16 protein-coding genes and 5 tRNA genes are annotated in these 20,671 nt (G+C 39.5%); 15 read left to right on the top strand and 6 right to left on the bottom strand.

All coding sequences use genetic code 11. The features are described from left to right. Positions 1–114: 114 nt before the first annotated feature. From sucC to BN8061_RS06615, 4 genes are all read left to right on the top strand, one after another. Entirely contained in the window at positions 115–1,305 is a 1,191-nt protein-coding gene (gene sucC, locus BN8061_RS06630; protein ID WP_068597566.1) for an ADP-forming succinate--CoA ligase subunit beta, read from the top strand. Between the two features lie 93 nt (positions 1,306–1,398). Continuing rightward, positions 1,399–2,007, top strand: coding sequence for a dephospho-CoA kinase (coaE, locus tag BN8061_RS06625; protein WP_068597564.1), 609 nt, complete (start codon positions 1,399–1,401; stop codon positions 2,005–2,007). 4 nt (positions 2,008–2,011) lie between these two features. Beyond that, positions 2,012–3,568, top strand: coding sequence for a sensor histidine kinase (locus BN8061_RS06620; protein ID WP_068597562.1), 1,557 nt, complete (start codon positions 2,012–2,014; stop codon positions 3,566–3,568). Positions 3,569–3,570: 2 nt separating this feature from the next. Then, complete coding sequence (locus BN8061_RS06615) at positions 3,571–4,269, top strand: response regulator transcription factor (protein WP_068597560.1); 699 nt, start codon at positions 3,571–3,573, stop codon at positions 4,267–4,269. Between the two features lie 54 nt (positions 4,270–4,323). On the opposite strand, the gene BN8061_RS06610 is transcribed toward BN8061_RS06615, so the two are convergent. Then, a complete protein-coding gene (locus BN8061_RS06610) occupies positions 4,324–5,595 on the bottom strand; it encodes a serine hydrolase domain-containing protein (protein ID WP_068597559.1) in 1,272 nt (423 codons plus the stop codon). 88 nt (positions 5,596–5,683) lie between these two features. Then, on the bottom strand, positions 5,684–6,418 hold the full coding sequence (locus BN8061_RS06605) for a TrmH family RNA methyltransferase (RefSeq protein ID WP_068597557.1): 735 nt from the start codon (positions 6,416–6,418) through the stop codon (positions 5,684–5,686). 6 nt (positions 6,419–6,424) lie between these two features. Between BN8061_RS06605 and tamL the strand changes: the two genes are divergently transcribed. The 8 genes from tamL (at position 6,425) to BN8061_RS06565 (ending at position 11,853) form a co-directional block, all read left to right on the top strand. Then, positions 6,425–9,052, top strand: a complete 2,628-nt coding sequence (tamL, locus tag BN8061_RS06600) for a translocation and assembly module lipoprotein TamL (protein ID WP_068597555.1) — start codon at positions 6,425–6,427, stop codon at positions 9,050–9,052. 41 nt (positions 9,053–9,093) lie between these two features. Next, complete coding sequence (fbaA, locus tag BN8061_RS06595) at positions 9,094–10,161, top strand: class II fructose-bisphosphate aldolase (RefSeq protein WP_068597553.1); 1,068 nt, start codon at positions 9,094–9,096, stop codon at positions 10,159–10,161. 24 nt (positions 10,162–10,185) lie between these two features. Then, positions 10,186–11,034, top strand: a complete 849-nt coding sequence (gene accD / locus BN8061_RS06590) for an acetyl-CoA carboxylase, carboxyltransferase subunit beta (RefSeq protein ID WP_068597551.1) — start codon at positions 10,186–10,188, stop codon at positions 11,032–11,034. A gap of 88 nt (positions 11,035–11,122) precedes the next feature. Beyond that, a tRNA-Gly gene (locus BN8061_RS06585) sits at positions 11,123–11,195 on the top strand. Positions 11,196–11,227: 32 nt separating this feature from the next. Next, a tRNA-Leu gene (locus BN8061_RS06580) sits at positions 11,228–11,311 on the top strand. 28 nt (positions 11,312–11,339) lie between these two features. Then, positions 11,340–11,412 (top strand) — tRNA-Gly (locus BN8061_RS06575). 21 nt (positions 11,413–11,433) lie between these two features. Further along, positions 11,434–11,517, top strand: a tRNA-Leu gene (locus BN8061_RS06570). Positions 11,518–11,780: 263 nt separating this feature from the next. Further along, positions 11,781–11,853, top strand: a tRNA-Gly gene (locus tag BN8061_RS06565). Positions 11,854–11,894: 41 nt separating this feature from the next. Here BN8061_RS06565 and BN8061_RS06560 read toward each other — a convergent pair. The 4 genes from BN8061_RS06560 to prfA all read right to left on the bottom strand — a co-directional run bounded on the left by BN8061_RS06560 (position 11,895) and on the right by prfA (position 15,658). Further along, positions 11,895–12,875 carry a helix-hairpin-helix domain-containing protein gene (locus BN8061_RS06560; RefSeq protein WP_068597550.1) on the bottom strand — a complete coding sequence of 327 codons (981 nt, stop codon included), beginning with the start codon at positions 12,873–12,875 and terminating at the stop codon, positions 11,895–11,897. 94 nt (positions 12,876–12,969) lie between these two features. Next, positions 12,970–13,191, bottom strand: a complete 222-nt coding sequence (locus BN8061_RS06555; protein WP_068597548.1) for a PspC domain-containing protein — start codon at positions 13,189–13,191, stop codon at positions 12,970–12,972. After that, complete coding sequence (locus tag BN8061_RS06550; RefSeq protein WP_094745879.1) at positions 13,181–14,467, bottom strand: DUF2851 family protein; 1,287 nt, start codon at positions 14,465–14,467, stop codon at positions 13,181–13,183. The genes BN8061_RS06555 and BN8061_RS06550 overlap by 11 nt, the downstream gene beginning before the upstream one ends. A gap of 99 nt (positions 14,468–14,566) precedes the next feature. Further along, positions 14,567–15,658 (bottom strand): peptide chain release factor 1, encoded by a 1,092-nt coding sequence (gene prfA, locus BN8061_RS06545; RefSeq protein ID WP_068597546.1) that lies wholly within the window; start codon positions 15,656–15,658, stop codon positions 14,567–14,569. Positions 15,659–15,874: 216 nt separating this feature from the next. Between prfA and BN8061_RS06540 the strand changes: the two genes are divergently transcribed. From BN8061_RS06540 to BN8061_RS06530, 3 genes are read left to right on the top strand one after another with little or no spacing between them, the layout of a single operon-like run. Then, the gene (locus tag BN8061_RS06540) at positions 15,875–17,443 is read left to right on the top strand and encodes an NAD(P)/FAD-dependent oxidoreductase (RefSeq protein ID WP_068597544.1); all 1,569 of its coding nucleotides are present in this window, start codon (positions 15,875–15,877) and stop codon (positions 17,441–17,443) included. A 3-nt stretch (positions 17,444–17,446) separates the two neighbouring features. Beyond that, positions 17,447–17,812 carry a fluoride efflux transporter CrcB gene (gene crcB, locus BN8061_RS06535; protein ID WP_068597542.1) on the top strand — a complete coding sequence of 122 codons (366 nt, stop codon included), beginning with the start codon at positions 17,447–17,449 and terminating at the stop codon, positions 17,810–17,812. Between the two features lies 1 nt (position 17,813). Further along, on the top strand, positions 17,814–20,654 hold the full coding sequence (locus tag BN8061_RS06530; RefSeq protein WP_068597540.1) for a M16 family metallopeptidase: 2,841 nt from the start codon (positions 17,814–17,816) through the stop codon (positions 20,652–20,654). Positions 20,655–20,671 lie beyond the last annotated feature (17 nt).

The raw sequence follows: 20,671 nt of genomic DNA, 5'->3' as shown, positions 1-20,671 counted from the left end.
AAACATCAACTGGATGAAAAAGATTAAAAAATTATCAAATAATAAAAAATCATAGTTTAAAATTCTTTAAACTCGACTTAATTACTATTTTTGTAAACTGAAAAACAAAAGCAAATGAATCTTCACGAATATCAATCAAAAGAAATTTTAAGCAAATACGGTGTAAAAGTACAACGTGGTATTACGGCATCAACGCCAGAAGAAGCAGTAGAAGCAGCAAAAAAAGTTACAGAGCAAACTGGTAGTGGATGGCATGTGGTAAAAGCACAAATTCATGCTGGTGGTCGCGGTAAAGGTGGTGGAGTAAAACTCGCGAAAAACTTGGACGAAGTAAGAGAAAAAGCGAGCGAAATCATCGGAATGCAATTGATCACCCCACAAACTTCGGCAGAAGGAAAAAAAGTACACCAAGTATTAATCGCTGAAGACGTTTATTATCCAGGTGAATCTGAAACCGAGGAATTCTATGTTTCGGTTTTGTTGGATCGTGCAAAAGGTCGAAATATGATCATGTATTCTACAGAAGGTGGAATGGACATCGAAACGGTAGCAGAAGAAACACCAGATAAAATCTTTACAGAAGAAATCGATCCTGCTGTAGGTCTTACTGGTTTCCAAGCTGCAAATATTGCATTCAACCTTGGACTAAGCGGAACAGCTTACAAAGAAATGGTAAAATTCATCCAAGCCTTGTATAAAGCATACACAAGCATCGACGCCTCTTTATTCGAAATCAACCCAGTATTGAAAACGTCTGACAACCAAATCATGGCGGTAGATGCTAAAGTTACGTTGGACGACAATTCACTTTTCCGTCATCCAGATTTGGCTGAATTACGCGACAAACGTGAAGAAGACCCAACCGAAGTTGAAGCTGATGAAGCTGGTCTTAACTTCGTAAAACTCGACGGAAATGTAGGATGTATGGTGAACGGAGCTGGTTTGGCAATGGCAACCATGGACATCATCAAATTATCGGGTGGTAACCCTGCAAACTTCTTAGACGTTGGGGGTACAGCAGACGCAGAACGTGTAGAAAAAGCATTCCGCATCATCTTGAAAGATGAAAACGTAAAAGGTATTTTGGTCAATATTTTTGGTGGAATCGTTCGTTGTGACCGAGTTGCACAAGGAATTTTGGATGCTTACAAAAACTTGGGAGACTCGATCAACGTGCCAATCATTGTACGATTACAAGGAACCAATGCAGAACTTGCTCGTCAGATGATTAGTGATTCTGGATTGCAAGTTCATGCTGTGGAAACCTTACAAGATGCAGCAGATAAAGTAGCAGAGATTTTATAAAAATTTTAATATACTTTTAAAAATATTTAAGGGCAAATGTTTTAACATTTGCTCTTTACTTTTTGTACCTTTCCCATCGACTTTATTTCATCCATGAAAAAAGAAAAAATCATTATCGGCATCACGGGCGGAATTGGCTCTGGTAAATCGACCGTAGCAAAACTATTCGAACAAAAAGGCATTCCTGTCTATTACGCCGATGATCGTGCAAAAGCCTTGATGAATGAAAACATCGAGGTGATCGACCAACTGAAAACCGAATTTGGAGAAGATGTTTATAAAAACGGACGTTTAGACCGCGCATATTTAGCTTCGATGACGTTCAGCAATCCCGAAAAATTAATAAAGCTAAACGCAATTGTACACCCAGCCGTCTTTCGCGATAATGAAGAGTGGACCAAAGCTCAACATTCGCCAATTGTAATGAAAGAAGCCGCCATTATGATCGAAAGCGGATCGTACCGATTGCTAGACGAACTCATTGTGGTTTCGGCAAATGAAGCGGTGAGAATCCAACGCGTTTTGGAACGAGACAACACCTCTCGAGAGGCTGTCGAAGCCCGCATCAACAATCAACTTTCTGAAGAAGAACGGTTGAAATACGCCGATTATATCATCGAAAATAATTTAGGTCTAACGGAGTTGGCACAAGAAGTAGAGCGCGTTTATCAAGAAATCAAAACAAAATATTACATCGCATAACTGCATGAAAAAAGGATTCTACAAAGTATTGATAAGTGTGATGAGTGTTGCCCTCATCGGGTTGATGATCATCCAATTTTATTGGTTGAAATTGACCTTCGACTCGAGCAAAGAGAATTTCAATACCAGCGTTTATCAGGCCATGAACAATACGGCAGATAAAATCAACAAAAACGAGCTCAACACTTATTATCAACAATTTGCCAATGTACAACAAGATTTCGAAGCCAATAAAAACAAACCCGAAGTGGTTTCGACACAGGCTATAAAAGATTCTGTTGATGTAACTTACGTCTTGTTTACCCGATATATCTTAGACAAAACCGAAGTCCCAATTTCGGGCGAATACAACGACAGCATCACCAAAGCCGATGTATACAAACAAGAAAGTTTGATAAAAATACCCAAAGACTCTTCGGCACAAGGTTTGGGCATCACGCCGCTGAGCCTCAACTACGAAGAAGCATTCAAAAACTCGACCTACTCTATCGAGCGTTTTGCTAGATTGGATGCAGGCTCGAAACCTATTGATAAGCGTATTTCGATCGAACTGATCGATTCTATTTTCAAAAAAGAATTGAAAAATCGTGGAATTCATACCACGCCCGAAATCGGAATCCTGAAAGGAGATTCTGCGCTGACCAACATCAGATCAAAAAACTTCAGAAACGAGAATACGCGTTTCTCTATCCCGTTGTTTTATGACAAAGATGAACATCCGGCTTTTTATTTCAATGTTTATTTTCCGCAGCAAAATATTGCTATTTTAGGTTCTTCGGTTCCGATTCTTGCCCTCACCTTTATCTTGACCATCATCATCATATCGGTGTTCTCTTTGGCAATCTATTATATGCAATTGCAACGAAATATCTCAGAAATCAAAACCGATTTTATCAACAATATGACGCACGAATTCAAGACTCCGATTGCGACGATCAACATTGCGTCGGACGCCTTGAAAAACGAAAAAGTGACCACCGATCCCGAAAAAGTTAAATACTACGCCGACCTGATAAAGCAAGAAAACAAACGAATGAATTCGCATGTCGAAATGGTTTTGAGAATGTCGAAACTAGAGCGAAATCAAATGGATATGAACCTGCAAGATGTTGAAATGGATAGCATTATCGAAAAAGCGTTGGAACCCATACGATTTATTGTATCTGAGCGGAGTGGTACAATTTTTGAAACATACCAAGCAGATAGAACAATCGTTCATGGAGACGCTTTTCATCTAGAAAATATCATCATCAACATTCTAGATAATGCTAGAAAATATTCGATAGATAGACCAGAAATTTCTATCAAAACCTATAACCAAGGTGATAATTTTGTGCTAGAAGTGAAAGATAAAGGGATGGGAATGTCGCCTAGCGTATTGAAAAAAATATTTGAAAAATTCTATAGAGAAGAAACTGGAAATGTACATAATGTGAAAGGACACGGTCTAGGATTGGCTTATGTGAAGAAAATCGTTGAACTTCATCAGGGCAACGTTTGGGCAGAAAGCAAACTGGGAGAAGGAAGTACATTTTATGTCAAACTACCTTTAAAAAAATAAAGATGAGCGAAAAACAAAGACTTTTATTAGTTGAAGACGACCCAAGTTTTGGAAGCGTCTTGAAAGACTATTTATTGATAAACGACTTCGATGTAACGCATGCAATAGACGGTGAAGACGGCTTAGAAAAATTCAAAGAAGGGGAATACGACCTCTGTATTTTGGATGTCATGATGCCTAAAAAAGACGGTTTTACCCTGGGGAAAGAAATAAAACAACTGAAGCCAGACCAACCGTTGATCTTCTTGACCGCTAAAAATATGCGAGAAGACGTGTTGAGTGGATACAAAATTGGAGCTGACGATTATGTTTTGAAACCTTTTGATTCTGAAGTTTTGTTGTACAAAATAAAAGCCGTGTTGCAACGCAACTTTGGCGAAGAAGAAAAATTCGAACAAGAGGAGTTCCAGATTGGGAAATTCCATTTCAATGCGAAGTTAAGACAATTAACCTTTGATGGGAAATCGCAAAAACTATCGCCAAAAGAGAATGAATTGTTGCGATTGTTGGCCATCTACAAAAATGATTTGATGCCGCGCGAAATTGCACTTACCCGCATTTGGCACGACGATAATTATTTTACCTCGCGAAGCATGGACGTTTACATTGCCAAACTACGCAAATATTTGAAGAAAGACCCAAATGTAGAAATTGTAAACATTCATGGTGAAGGCTTCCGATTGTTGATTCAAGAGATTTAAAATCGGGCACAAACCTCACTATTCGAGCATAAAACATCAGAGAAAGTCCAGCAATTACTGGACTTTTTTGTTGGTAATCAAACTATCTCGTTGCTCTTTTTGTTTGATTTTGGATGCAACCGTAACCGAATCTTTGATTTTCATCGAAATCGGATAATCGTCACTAAAAATAGACACCAAAGAAAAGGCATCATAGATTTTCCGGTTCTGGCGATTCCCCAGTGCAATAATCGCAACATGATGCTTCGGATCGTGCACATACACACTGTAATTCCCGTGCCACCAACCGTTGTGATAGAGAAATTTGTTTCCGTTATCGTACTCCATCATACGAAAACCTAACCCATAATTTTTTACGCCTTTAGACTCGTAGCTGTAACCCGAAAAGGCTTCTTTCAATAATTTTTTGGGCAAAAATTTATCAGAATACATGGCATAATCCATTCGATAAATATCGCGAGGAGTCGAATAAATATTTTTATCACCATAGACTTTATCTAAGTGGTCCCATTCCCATTTTTTACCTCCAAATCCGTACGATGAAGAGACAAAATTTTGATGCTTATCAAACTCAAAAACAAAGGTCTGACTCATCCCCAATGGTTTGAAAAGCATATAATCCATCGCTTCTGGATATGATTTTTGGGTGAGTTTTTCGATCACAAGTGCCAACAGGGCAAAATTGGTATTCGAGTACGAAAACTTGGTATTGGTTGGAGAAAGTTGAGGAACATCATGCTCTGCAAACAACCTCAACACATCGTCGTTGGAAATTTGAGTAGCACGAAATTCGCCTAATTTCAACTCGTCGATTACATTATAATAATTTGGTAAACCGCTGCGATGATTGAGCAAATGCCTGACCGTAATATCGGGATAAGGAAAACTGGGCAAGATCGATTTCACAGTCTGATCGAGCGCCAGTCGCTCGTGTTCTACCAACTTCAAAATCACCAAGGAAGTCATCACTTTCGAGACCGATGCAATATGCAAGGGCGTCTGTTCTGTAAGCGTATCGCCTCGTTCTACATCGGCATATCCGCTATAACGTTCAAAAATTATTTTTCCGTCTTTCGCAACCAACAATCCTGCACTTACTGGTTGCGACGCCCAATTTTCGTCATAAAAAGCTTGTATGCTTTGCCGATAAAAGCTCAGATCTTTTGAGGATATGGATTTGAATTTTGCTGCTTCGAACCAATTGATCGAATCGAAACGAGGTTCGGTGTTTTCTTGCGTTACAAGCTGATTTTCTTCTTGCTTTTTGCATTGATAAAAAATAGTGGCGAAGGTGATTAGGATTAAGGTAATTAAAAAATTTTTCATGTTTACTTGACTCAGCCCAGGATACAAAACTAAAAGGATTCGGCTAAAAACAAGCTGAGAAAAGGCACTTTAAGAAAATTATAACACTCTATTTTCTACATTTCTGTGAAAAAATCTCTCCCAAAACAATGCTGGTTGCCATGGCAACATTTAGACTTTCGGTCGATTGCCCAAAAGAAGGAATGCCAATTTTATGGTCGATATCCGTCATCAACCCTTCAGAAATTCCGTTGGCTTCGTTGCCCATCAAAATCATTACATCTTCTGGAAAATCGTACGCATAAATCGATTCGCCCTCCATGAAAGTTCCCAAAACCGGATAGGGATAATCTTTTAGATAAGTCGACAAATCGGTATAGCACAATTTGACGCGTGTAAAAGAACCCATGGTAGACATGATGACTTTTGGGTTGTATAGGTCAACGGTTTCTTTGGAACAAATAATTTCGGAAACACCAAACCAATCTGCCAACCGAATGATGGTGCCCAAATTCCCTGGATCGTTTACTGTATCGAGCATTATTTTGAGTCCTTCGTAGGACATTGACGCATCAAAACTTGGAATGCGACAAACTGCTAACACTTCGTTTGGCGAGGTCAAAAAACTAATTTTCTTCAGCTCGGCTTCGCTTATATGATAAATATTCGCTACCCCTTCTGACTCGAAATTTGGGTTGGTGGTATAGAGATCTTGGATTTTTATAGGACTTTTTAGAACTTCTTTTACATTTTTAACACCTTCTACCACAAACAAATTATATTTTTGTCTAATTTTTTTAGAACCCAAAGAAGTAATTATCTTAATAGCGTTTTTAGTTAACATATACTCATGCGTAAATTCACTACAAATATATCACTATTATTCAGTGTTGGTTTAATCATTTGGTCGTGTAACACCACCAAAAAAGTACAAGATGGCGACTATTTATTGACTAAAAACAAATTTGTAATTACCGACAAAGAGAACAAAAAGAATATCAACAGCGATTTCAAATCGCATGTGAAACAAAAGCCCAATGCAAAGGTATTAGGTTTCCCATTGCGCTTGCAGATGTACAACATGACGGATCCTAAATTCGATACAGTTTTCGAGATTTATTACAGTTATCCAGAATCTCGTCAGAACAAAAAAACCTTGGATAGCTTATTCATTGCCAACGAATTGGAGGAATATGTGGGACAAAGCAAATGGTTTCAACGATTTTTGTTTTCTAAAGGCGAACCGCCCGTAATTCTCGATACGTCGCAGACGGAATTTTCGGCAAACAATATTGAAATTTATTTACAAGATCGAGGCTTTTTCGATTCAAAAGTCGACCCAGACATCAAATTAGATTCAGCGAACAAAAAAGCGCAAATCCAATACAATATAACGCTGAACGAGCCTTCGTACATCGAGACCTACACCCACAACATCAAAGATACGCTGATCGAACGGTACGTGAGCTCGATTGCCGACCAGTCGAAGATTTTTGCAGGAGATCAGTACAATTATACCAATTTCGAAAATGAAAAAACGCGTATAGAAGAGTATTTGAAAAATAGAGGTTTCTACGATTTCAACAATACTGGCGAAGACCTTTATTTTGAGGCCGACACCCTGAAAAGCAACAAACGATTAGATGTAACTATGTTCATCGATCGTTATATAAAAGACACCACTATCGTGAACGTCGACAGTCTAGAACAGAAACAATTCAGGCAATTTACCATCAACAAAATCAGAATCTTTCCAGATTCAGAAAACACCGTTACGGCAGATAATTTCGACCCTAGCAATTATCCATTTATGAGAGAGTATAATGGATATGAGTTGTATTATGAGCAGAAACCTCGCTATCGTCCAAAATATTTTACCGATGGTATGGTGTTGGAAGAAGGTCAGCTGTATCGCTTGCGTCAAGAAACTCAAACCAAACGGAATATCTTGAAAAAAGAAAACATGAATTTTCGAGGTTTTATTCCAGAACGCGTCGATACCGCCCTGAATTATTACATCACCTATTTTCCAAAAAAACGATACGATCTGAGTGTCTTTTTCGAAGGATATTGGGCAAAATACCTCAACTATGCCGTTTCGCCCGGGGTTACCCTCACCTCTAGAAATCTTTTTGGCGGCGGTGAAAATCTCGAGACCACTTTCAAAGGAACTTTGGGGAATGTAACAGAAGGATTTGCCGCTAATTCTAGTGGATTTTTCAATGCGTACGAAATCTCGTTGGAGAATCGTTTGAGGATGCCTTATTTGGCGCTGCCTTTCAATACCGAAAAGATTTTGCCAAAACGCTTCGCAGCAGAATCGGTGTTGCGAATGGGAACGAGCATTCAACGCAATGTTGGCTTGGATCGCAACTCGTATACATTCGGGTTCGACATGGACATTTCGTACCGCGAATTCCAACACAAGCTATCGATTTTCAATACCGAATACATCCGAAACAGAAGCAAACACCGCTATTATGAAATTTTTACGCTAGACCGCGAAATTTTTAATCAGAACGCAAGCAATTATTTCTTTTACGATAATACCTACGAATCCGATTTCGAAAACGGTCTGATTACCTACGACGAATTGGGTGATATTATACAAAACGATCTCGGTTATCGAAATTGGATGGATCAGAGTATGGCAGAAGATTTTATTTTATTCGAAAATTTGATGTATCGAAAAGCGAGTATCTCGCAAGATGCCCTCATCAACTCTATGATCTATCAATTTACGTTCAACGAAGAAAATGCCCCTCGTGCCACCAATCGAAATCCATGGTTCATCAATACAAGATTAGAACTAGCTGGGAATCTCTTGGGCGCTTTGGACAAGGCTTTCGGATTCTTGAAAGGGCAAGATGAACTTGGAGATGAAGTCGGAACTGTTTTCAAAATACCCTATTCACAATTTGTGAAGGTAGATGTTGATGTTCGAAAAAAATGGAACCTCGATTCGTCAACCGTTTTGGCTACCAGAGCAATGTTCGGATTTGCACAACCCTACGGTAATTCTAAATTCATCCCATTCATCCGAAGCTATTCTGCCGGTGGATCGAACGATGTTCGCGGTTGGGCTCCGCTCACTTTAGGGCCAGCCGACCAGCCAAAAATTCCAAATTCAAAAAACCAAAGTTTATCTTTTGAAAGTATGAAGGTTTTGATGAATATCGAAGTCCGAAAACGATTCTTTGGCAGCGTAGAAGGTGCTTATTTTATTGATGCTGGTAATATTTGGGGGACGAGCAAAGAACGACCGCAAACCATGTTTCATTTCGATAAATTCCTCAGTCAGTTAGGTGTTGGTACAGGTATCGGAGCCCGTTATCATATCGGTAATTTTGCGATTTTGCGTTTAGATGTTGCCTTCAAACTTCACGATCCTTCGCTTCCCGAAGGCCAAAGATGGCAGTTTGTCGATTTCAAAACCAACAAACCGCGTTTACATTTTGGGATAAATTATCCGTTCTAAAGAATAGATTACTATCTTTGTTTAATCAAAAAACAAATTCGATGAGTAGAAAATTTCCTGCCGGTGTGGCTACAGGTGAACTAGTATCAGAAATAATACAAGACGCTAAAACCAATCAATACGCGTTACCCGCTTGTAACGTTACCGGTTCCGACACGATAAACGCAGCCATGGAAGCTGCAGTTGAAGTAAACTCTCCACTGATCATCCAGTTTTCGAACGGCGGAGCAAGTTTCAACGCTGGTAAAGGCTTGAACAACGACAACCAAAGAGCAGCAATTGCTGGGGCAGTCGCTGGAGCAAAACACATTCACGAATTGGCAGAAGCATACGGCGCAACCATTATTTTGCATACCGATCATTGTGCAAAAAATTTGTTGCCGTGGTTCGATGGACTTTTAAAAGCAAACGAAGAACACTTCAGCAAAACAGGAAAAACACTGTACAGTTCGCACATGTTGGATTTGTCTGAAGAACCACTGACCGAAAACATGGAAATCTCAAAAAAATATTTCGAGCGAATGACTAAAATGAACATGACCCTCGAAGTAGAGTTGGGAATTACTGGTGGTGAAGAAGACGGAGTAGACAACTCGAATGTCGACAACGCTTTGCTATACACCCAACCAGAAGAAGTGGCTTACGTCTACGATACGTTGAAAGAGGTTAGCGATAATTTTTGGGTTGCAGCAGCTTTTGGTAACGTGCATGGTGTTTACAAACCTGGGAATGTGGTATTGACCCCAAAAATTCTAGACGACTCACAAAAATTCATTCAAGAAAAATACGGAATCGAAAAAGCGGTGAACTTTGTTTTCCACGGAGGTTCGGGTTCAACGTTAGAAGAAATTAGAGAAGCAATCAGCTATGGCGTGATCAAAATGAACATCGATACCGATTTGCAATTCGCGTTTATGGAGGGCGTGCGTCAATACTTCGACCAACATGCAGGCTATCTTCAATCGCAAATTGGAAATCCGGATGGGGCAGACAAACCAAACAAAAAATTCTATGACCCAAGAGTTTGGTTGAGAGCTGGAGAAGTTTCTTTCAAAGAGCGATTAATCAAAGCTTTTGAAGATTTAAATAATATTAATCGATTAGGTTAAACTAATCCTACAAACACAAAATATATGGCTTGGTTTATAAGACGTAAAAAAAAGATTACAACGCCAACAGAAGCTAAAAAAGATGTACCCAAAGGACTATGGTACAAAACGCCTTCTGGCAAAATTATAGAAACAGAAGAGCTGAAAGCAAATGCCTATGTAAGTCCAGAAGACGATCATCATGTGCAAATAGGAAGTCAGGAATATTACGAAATCCTTTTTGACGAAGGAAAATACAAAGAACTAGACGCTAAACTTTTGAGCGAAGATCCACTCAATTGGGTAGACACCAAACCGTATAAAGAACGTCTTGAAGATTTGCGCAACAAAAGCGGACTGAACGACTCTATACGTACAGCCGTAGGTAAGGTTCATGGTCGAGAAATGACGATTTGTTGTATGGATTTCAAATTCATTGGCGGTTCGTTGGGATCTGTAATGGGTGAGAAAATAGCACGTGCCGTAGATTATGCAATCAAGCACAAAACCCCTTTGCTCATCATCACACAATCTGGTGGAGCCCGAATGATGGAAGCAGCAATTTCGCTAATGCAATTAGCCAAAGTAGAAGCCAAATTAATTCAACTTGCCGAACACAAAATTCCATACATCACCTTGCTCACCAATCCATCTTTTGGTGGGATTACAGCATCTTTCGGTTCTATTGGCGACATCATTATGGCAGAACCAGGAGCATTGATAGGCTTTGCCGGACCTCGTGTAATCAAAGAAACAATCGGTCGAGATTTACCAGAAGGATTCCAAACATCAGAATTTTTATTAGAGAAAGGCTTCGTTGATATGATTGTACATCGAACCAAACTAAAAAATAAATTGAAGGAAGTGACCGATATGTTGATGCCTATCAATTAGTTAAAAAATGAAGTGCAAAATATTCAAAATTTTTAGATAAAAAGATTTGCATTTGTCGAATTACATTTTTTATATTTGCACTCCAATCGCGAGAATAGCTCAGTTGGTAGAGCACGACCTTGCCAAGGTCGGGGTCGCGGGTTCGAGTCCCGTTTCTCGCTCTTTGAAATGCTGAAATTATAAATTAAATTTTGCCTTGGTGGTGGAATTGGTAGACACGCAGGACTTAAAATCCTGTGTCCATTAGGACGTGCGGGTTCAAGTCCCGCCTGAGGTACTTTTTTTAATTTATAAAATCAATTTCTGCGGGAATAGCTCAATTGGTAGAGCGTCAGCCTTCCAAGCTGAATGTTGCGGGTTCGAGTCCCGTTTCCCGCTCTTACTTCTCAGAAGTTGGACGCCTTGGTGGTGGAATTGGTAGACACGCAGGACTTAAAATCCTGTGTCCATTAGGACGTGCGGGTTCAAGTCCCGCCTGAGGTACTAATTCCGGATCGTTCTTGGTTCGGTTTTTTTATATCAAACTGCCCTACCCTCCCCTCTCCCTCTACTTTTACTTTTTTCATCTTGCAAAATACAGAAAAACACGCCTCTATTTCACCTTTGCAATAAATCGTATGCGAAAAATTTTAAACCTGTATTTTTTTATTTCAAAGTGCTTCAAATTGTTACATTTTTCCTCTTAGATTTTTCTAAATTTTGTTTGGAAAATAGAAATGTTTCACAGTATATTTGCGCCACAAAATGCGGGAATAGCTCAATTGGTAGAGCGTCAGCCTTCCAAGCTGAATGTTGCGGGTTCGAGTCCCGTTTCCCGCTCTTCAAAAAAAGGTTGCCTAGAAAAGACAACCTTTTTTTCTTTACTCAAAAACCAGATAAGGCTCCATTTCTTCATACTTCTTTTCAGAAATTACATAACTTTTTTTCAACGTCTCGGCTGTAAACTTACCTCCTAATGAATAGCGGTATTTGATGATCGTTGTGGCTTGCTTTTCAGAGAATCCCAATTTCATCCAACCTTCTTTGTCCAAGGTGCTTGGATTAAATTTTTCGTAAACAATATCTGGTTTTTCGTTGACCGATTGCTTTTCGTTCGAGACAATGGTTTTTTCATTCTTTGGCTTTACAACGGATTCTGCACGCTCTGGCAAATCAATAAAACTTTTCATTTCATCAAATTTCTCTTGGGAAATCACATAGCATTTTGCCAATTGTTCTTTTGATACAAACTCGCCACCCACCATTCTTTTGTACTTGAGTATGGTTTCGGCTTGTTTTGGACTGAAACCGATTTTTATCCAATCTTTATCGGTATAATGATTGGGATTGAATTTGGTATAATGAACCGGTTTTTTGGTTTGTTGCTTCGCCAATCGTTCGTCGATCTTAGATTTTAGTGGCAAGAGAATAAAAGGTTCGAGCTCAGCATATTTCTCTTCACTGATCACAAAACATTTGCGTATTTGCTCTTTGGAAGTGAAAACTCCGCCAATCATACTTTTATACCTCAAGATTACTTCGGCTTGTTTCGGACTGAAACCGAGATTCACCCAACCAAGCTGACTCAAATCGTTAGGATTGAAAGGTTTGAGTTCTGAATTGGCATTCCGAATTGTTTTTACCTTGGCGGTATAGCCACTGTTTTGTACACGATTGAGACTATCGAAAAGCGTTTCTAACTTTGCCAAACGATCGTAACTGTCGAGATCTTGGGGCGAGGTTTTCTTCGAAAAGTTGAAGGCGAGCAAACCTTCGGTCAATAATAACAACAAACCGAAAACCAGTAACCCAATTCGTTGATTTCTCGTGAGCATCAAAAAAGGTAAAATAGATTTTTTCATACGATGTGAGTTTTTAAAAAATGAAACAAAACAACACCTACGAATAATATTCGTTGACCTTCTGAGTAGAGAGAAAAGTGGCGAATAAAGCGTGTTACAAATCGAAAACAGACTTGCGTCTGATAACGAAACAATCTTTTACCCAAAGAGCAAAAGCCATGATGAAGTACGCAACAAATGCACCTCCCAAGGTAGCAAAAGCAAGATAAATATAGATCAACCGAAGCTTGGTTACGCGAACCCCAATGCGGTCTGCAATGCGCTCGATAACGTTGAACCATGATATTTCGGTGATATTTCTGAATTTATCTAGCATGAATTTTCAAACTTTCGTGTCCGATGTTGCAATTTAAGCATTTTTTTGGTAAACATAAAACTCGATGAGCTTCTAAATACGCCTGCGAGTCGAAAGCATTTCGGTGCGAAAAATTGGCTTCTTCGAATAGCTTTGTAATCTTGTTTTTTTCTGCCTTTATACCAAAATACAACTCAAAAAAATCATCATCAATATCCAAATCATGGTAGCGCATGTAGGCATATCGCAGGGGAATGATGGTGTTGAGCAAAATATTGACGATCTTATTGTGCCCAATGTTTTTGCTAGAAAAATTACTTTCTACGCCAAATTTGTAATGCGTATTCCAATACGAATTCACTTCGATTTGTTGAAACGCATCTTGTATAGAATCGAAATTGCGCAATTGAATCATTTCTAAAAAAGGCTGTGGAAATCGGGCATAGAAAGCTGCCAATTGAGCCAAGCGAATTGTTGGGAAACCCACGGGTCGCATTCTGAAATAGTGAAACAAATGATGCGACAATGCAAGCAATTGATGTTTGTGTCGAATAAAATCGTACTCTTCTTTCAGTGTTTTTTGATATTCATCTTGGGGTTCTGCCTCCAACAAACCGGCTTGTCCGAAAAACAGCGCTTCTATCTTTTGAGGATGATGCTGAATCTTCTGCAAAACCGAAAAAGGAAAGGATTTGCTCCATAGGAGAAATATCTCGGCGTTATTCATCAAACCAAAATTATACGACAGTTGATGAAAAAATAGGGCTTCCCAATCGTTGTTTGCATTATGCAATTCTGTAAAAATTCGCTCCGATTTCTGATGCAATCGATCGATGAGCAAGCGCTCTTTCCAATGAAATATTTTGGTAGAGTCGATTTCTGGCACAAAAGATTTGCAGGGTAATTCTTGCTTGGGTTGGATAAAATGTTGATAATTGGACAGGATCTGACTGTCGATATACGGTTTCAGTTCTAGGGTTTCGATATTCTTATTGGCTAAAATTTCGATCTCGCCATCGTATTCGTAGACGACGTGTAAAATAATTGCGTGGTAGTTTGGGTCGGATGAATGATGATGCAAATGCCAATCGGAAGATTTTACATGCAATTCTACGGCACCATACCAAATGAGATTTTCCAACCTAATTTTGACCTCGTTGAAATCTGGACCAGCATTCGTATTGAGTACGCCAGCGTGCAAAATTTCGATCGATTTCCCAGAAATGGTTTTAAGATTATCGAACCGAAAAAGTTTGAATTTCCAGATATGATGCAACAGTTCTTCTCTCATCATCATTCGTTTCTAGGAAGTTACAACTATTTCGTTACAAAAACAACAGCACAAAAAAACCTTCCGAATGGAAGGTTTTGTACAATTGGGATATGGTAGCTGATTTTATAAATCTTCTTCTGAGCCTTTTAATTTTTCTGCATTTTCGGCAACTTTCAATGCGTCTATCATTTCTTGAATATCACCATTCATGAAGTTGTCTAAATTGTAAATCGATTTGTTGATGCGGTGATCGGTTACACGACCTTGCGGATAATTGTAGGTTCTAATCTTTGCCGAACGGTCACCTGTCGAGACCAAAGACTTGCGTTGCGCAGAACGCTCTGAGTGTTTCTTCTCGAATTCAATTTCGTACAATTTGGTGCGCAACAATTGCAATGCTTTTTCGCGGTTTTTATGTTGCGAACGAGCTTCCTGACACACAATAACAATTCCGGTTGGCTTATGCGTCAACTGTACTTTAGTTTCAACCTTGTTCACATTCTGCCCTCCTGCACCCGATGAGCGCGCGGTTTGATACTCCAAATCTGCCGGATTGATCTCTACATCTACCTCCTCTGCCTCGGGCAATACTGCCACGGTAATCGCCGAAGTGTGTACACGTCCTTGCGATTCGGTTTCGGGTACGCGTTGCACTCGATGCACTCCAGATTCGTATTTTAGAGTTCCGTAAACTGCATTGCCTTCAACTTGCATCACCAATTCTTTGTATCCTTTTCCAGAGGCTTCAGAAGTATTCAACACCTCATGTCGCCAACCTTTATCTTTGAAATACATGGTGTACATGCGGTAAATGTCTTCTACAAATATTGCAGCTTCGTCTCCTCCTGTCCCCGATCGCAACTCTACGATTACGTTTTTATCGTCTTCTGGGTCTTTCGGAATCAACATCATTTTTATCTCTTCTTCCAAAGCCGGAATTGCATTGATGGCTTCGTCTTTTTCCATCTTTGCCAATTCTACCATTTCGGCATCCGAACCATCGGCAATGATGGCGTTGGCTTCTTCGATTACATTGAGATGTCCTTCGTATTCTTTTTGTTTTTCGACGAAATCTTTGAGGTCAGAATATTCTTTGTTCAATTTGGCATAACGAGCTTGATCGTTGATGATATCGGGCTGAATAATTAAATCTGCAACCTCATCAAATCGTTGTTTTATCGCTCTCAACTTATCTAATAATCCTATATCTGCCATTTTATCTATTTGGTTGGCAAAGATAATTGATTTTCGTTATTTAACCTGTATAAAATAATGGGTAAAAAACAACAACCGATGTGAGCAATGTTTAATAATTAAGCGAAAATCAGTGGTTTTTGTGTTGATTATTTATAACTTTTCAGAAAAATAGTGAACCCGATGAGTTTCAAACTTAAATCAAACGAGTAATTTTGTAAAAATTTTATTGACTAAATGCCGCAAAAAGTAAGCATTCGCATCCCATATCAACACATTCAAGACGATCAGATCATCAGACAGCAACTTTCGAAATCGATTGGGGTAAAACCTCATCAAATCTCTTCTTATCAGATTACGAGACGATCGATGGATGCCCGAAGTAAAACCATTATGGCGCAATTGCAGGTAAATGTTTTTGTAGATGAAGCGTTCTTTGATGAATTTGAATTTCATCCGCAATTACAAAACATTACGAATGCGCAAGAAATTTACATCATCGGTGCTGGACCTGCTGGTTTGTTTGCTGCTTTGGAGTTGATTGAATTGGGTTTGAAACCGATCATCATCGAGCGCGGAAAAGATGTACGAGAAAGAAGACGTGATTTGGCTGCGATGAACAAAGAAGGAATTGTAAATCCAGAATCGAACTATTGTTTTGGTGAAGGTGGCGCAGGAACCTATTCTGACGGCAAACTCTACACGCGATCGACCAAGCGTGGCAATGTATTGAAATCGTTGCAATGGTTTGTCTATTTCGGAGCTACAGAACGCATCTTGCAAGACGCGCATCCGCACATCGGAACCAACAAATTACCTGGAATAATTGCCAAAATGCGCGAAGCGATTTTGGATTGCGGCGGTGAAATTCGCTTCAATACCAAACTCACAGACATTGATTTTTCTTTTGGCGCAATGCAACGAATACAAGTTAATCATACCGATTGGATCACAACGCATCAAGTGATTTTAGCAACAGGTCATTCGGCTCGTGATATTTTTCTATTGTTGCATCAAAAAAAGATTGCTTTAGAAACCAAACCTTTTGCGCTTGGCGTTCGTATCGAACATCCTCAACACATCATCGATTCGGCGCAATATCATTGTCCCGTCAATCAAAAACGGTCATCATTTTTACCTGCTGCCTCGTACAGTTTGGTGAGTCAAGAGAACAATCGCGGCGTTTTTTCATTTTGCATGTGTCCGGGCGGAATCATTGCGCCAGCCTCTACAACAGAAGGCGAATTGGTGGTAAACGGCTGGTCGCCGTCGAAACGTGATGGTTTTTTTGCCAATTCGGGAATGGTGGTAACGGTAGATGAAAAAGACTTTGCCAACTATGGATTCGAAGGAGAATTGGCTGGGATGTATTATCAACAAATGGTAGAACAAAAGGCTTGGAATTTGGGCGGCGGAAAGTTGAAAGCGCCTGCACAACGCATGACTGATTTTGTTGAAAATAAACTCTCTAATAATTTGAACGATTGTTCTTACCTACCCGGGATCCAAAGTTGTTTGTTGAGCGAAGTTTTACCCAAAGAAGTTTATCGGGCATTAGCAGACGGATTTAAATCGTTTGGGAAAAAAATGAAAGGATACTTTACCGAAGAAGCGAATGTTGTCGCAACAGAAAGCAGAACCTCCTCGCCGATTCGCATTCCGAGAGATGAAGTCACGTTGGCTCATCCGCAAGTAAAAGGACTTTACCCTTGTGCCGAAGGTGCTGGATATGCGGGCGGAATCATTTCTGCAGCGATGGACGGTGCAAAAGTCGCGCATTCGGTTGCCAAGCAATTAAAAAAATAAAAAATGAAACAAGCATTGCTCGTATTTTTGGGTGGCGGAATTGGGTCGGCTCTTCGATTCATGATTTCTCGCTTTACGGTGAATCTATGGAATTATGATTTTCCGTTTGGGACTTTTTTGGTCAATATGCTCGGCTGTTTCCTCATTGGTTTGTTATTTACTTATTTAGGAAAACAACAGGCAAATCAGACCTTATATTTTTTATTGATTGCTGGTTTTTGTGGTGGTTTTACAACTTTTTCTACTTTTTCGTTAGAAAATATACAATTATACCAAAATCAAAATTATCTGGTCTTGATTTTTTACACCTTTGCCAGTCTAGTGTTGGGTGTAGGATTCACCTTTTTGGGTCTAAAACTGATAAAATAAAATGATCGAAAATTCAACCAAAACATATTCTTACGAAAGCGTAGCAAACGATCCGTCTAAAACAAGAATTTATACTTTAGCCAATGGGCTGACGGTCTATATGAGTCAAAATTTTGACGAACCAAGAATTCAAACCTATATCGCCGTAAAAACGGGATCTAACAACGACCCGAACGACACCACAGGGCTCGCGCACTATTTCGAGCATATGATGTTCAAGGGCAATTCGGATATTGGCACACTGAATTGGGAAAAAGAAAAACCAATTCTCCAACGCTTAGCTCAATTATTCGAGGAGCATCGGAACGAAAAAAATACCGATCGCAAGGCTGAATTGTACCAAGAAATAGATTGTTTGTCGTTCGAAGCCTCGCAATATGCCATCTCGAATGAGTACGACAAACTCACCTCGCTTATCGGAGCCAACAACGTGAATGCGCATACCTCGTACAACGAAACCATTTATTACAACAACATCCCCAAGAACGAACTTGCAAAATGGACCGAATTGGAAAGTTGCCGTTTTGCCGACGTCGCTCTTCGGCTTTTCCACACCGAACTCGAAACCGTTTACGAAGAATACAACCGAAGCCAAGACCATGATGGACGCTTGATTTTCAACGCCATGATGCAAGGCTTATTTCCCAATTCGAATTACGGAAATCAAACCGTGTTGGGACGACCAGAAGACCTTAAAAGCCCTTCGATGAAAGCCATTTACGAATATTTCAATCGTTACTATGTAGCGAGCAATATGGCGATCATCTTGGTTGGAGATTTGGATTTTGACAAGACGATCAAATTGATTGACAATACTTTTGGACAATTTGCAAAAGTCGAAAAACCAACACAATACATCGCCAAAGAACCTCCAATAGAACAGCCTGTGGTGAAAGAAGTTTTTTCACCTTCGGCAGAGCGTTTGCAATTTGCCTATCGATTCGGCGGGTATAATTCTGAAGACGCTGTCTATATAAAATTGATTGATGTAATGCTGAACAATAGCATTGCAGGATTGATCGACCTGAATATCAATCAACCTCAAAAAGCACAAGCTGCAAGTAGCGTAACTTCGTTCTACCGAGAATACGGAATGCACATTTTTGCTGGTACGCCAAAAGACGGACAAACGTTGGAGGACGTACAAAAACTCATCCTACACGAGATCGACCGTATAAAAAAAGGGGATTTTGACGAGTGGCTGATCGAAGCGGTTGTCAATGATTACAAAAAACACAGGCTCAACACTATTATAAAACCTGCGAGTTTGGGTACTTGGCTCTATCGCTCATTTATCAACGATATTCCTTGGGAAAATGTAGTCAACGAAATCGACAGCATGGCAAAAATCAGCAAAGCAGACATCGTGTCTTTTGCCCAGCAACGTTACACCAATCCAGTCACCGTCTACAAACGACAAGGCGAAAACAAATCATTGGTCTATGTCAAAAGTCCGGCGATCACTCCAATCCAAATCAATCGAAAAGACGAATCGAAGTTTTATCAGCGTTTCAAACAGCAAAAAAGTGAAGCCATTGCCCCAGTCTTGGTTGATTTTGACACCGAAATTGTAAAAGAAAGCATACAGGACGTCGATTTCTACTATATTCCCAACCGAGACAACGATTTGGTAAATCTCTATTTCATAACCGAAATGGGCAAAGATCATGACCGATTTTTGAGTTTGGCCTTGGGCTATTTAGATTATGCCGGTACGTCTCGCTATTCTGCCGAAGAACTTCGAAAAGAATTTTACCGATACGGAATCGATTTTAGAGTACGAACACAAAACGAACGAACGTTTCTTTATCTTTCGGGATTAGAAGAAAACATCGAAAAAGGTTTAATGCTCTTCAATCACTTGTTACAAGATTTTCTTGTGGAAGAAAGCATCCTCGAATCTTATATCGAAAACATCATCAAATCTCGAGAAACAGCCGTTGTTGACAAGACGAAAATCGCCCAAGCTCTTTTCTTGTATGCAAAATACGGAGCAGAAAATAGACAAAGAACTTTGGTAAAAAGCAAAGAATTGTTAGCAAAAACTCCGAAAGACATCCAAAATAGCATCCGAAATTTCTTAAATATCAAACCCGCTATTTTGGTGTATGCACGTGAGAAAGAATTGGTGAAAAAGTGGACGAAAGAAAAAATGCTATTCGGCAAATCGACTGATATTCCGACTCCATATCATTTTCCACAACCCGAAGCCAATCAGACTATATATTTTACCCCTTACGATATGGTGCAAGCCGAAATTCGCTTTGTATCACGCGATGAATTATTCAATATTCAAAATATCGTTTATGCCCTATTGTTTAATGAATACATCGGAAGCGGTTTATCGTCGGTGGTTTTTCAGGAAATAAGAGAAGCAAAATCATTAGCATATTCGGTAAGAGCAAGTTACGACTTGGGCAATACGGCGAGCGATTACAGCTATTTGAGTGGAGTATTGGGCACACAGCCCGATAAAATGAAGTTGGCAATTGATACGATGAACCACATCCTCGATGAGTTTCCGCGATCGCAATTACAGTTTGACGCTGCCAAAACCTCTATCATCAAAAAAATATCGAGTAAACGCTACGTGAACACCGATTTGTTTTTCTATTGGTTATCGGTAAAAGATAAAGGATTGAACGAAGATTTTAACCAACGAATCCTATCCGAAATTGAACATATTTCGTTGGAAGATATGGCCGATTTTTATCGAAAACACATCAGTCACAAAAAACAAAATTTTGCCGTCATTGGTAAGCGAGAAGAGGTGATGCCTGTTTTAGAAAATTTGGGTATGCCCATAGTAGAATTATCGAATGAGGAATTGTTCAATTTTTGAAATATTAGAAACTCAGA

The organism is Vaginella massiliensis, assembly GCF_900089075.1.
In the GTDB taxonomy this organism is placed as follows: Bacteria; Bacteroidota; Bacteroidia; order Flavobacteriales; family Weeksellaceae; genus Weeksella; species Weeksella massiliensis_A.
The sequence above is the reverse complement of the archived record's forward strand: the minus strand, read 5'-3'. Positions and strand labels throughout refer to the sequence as shown.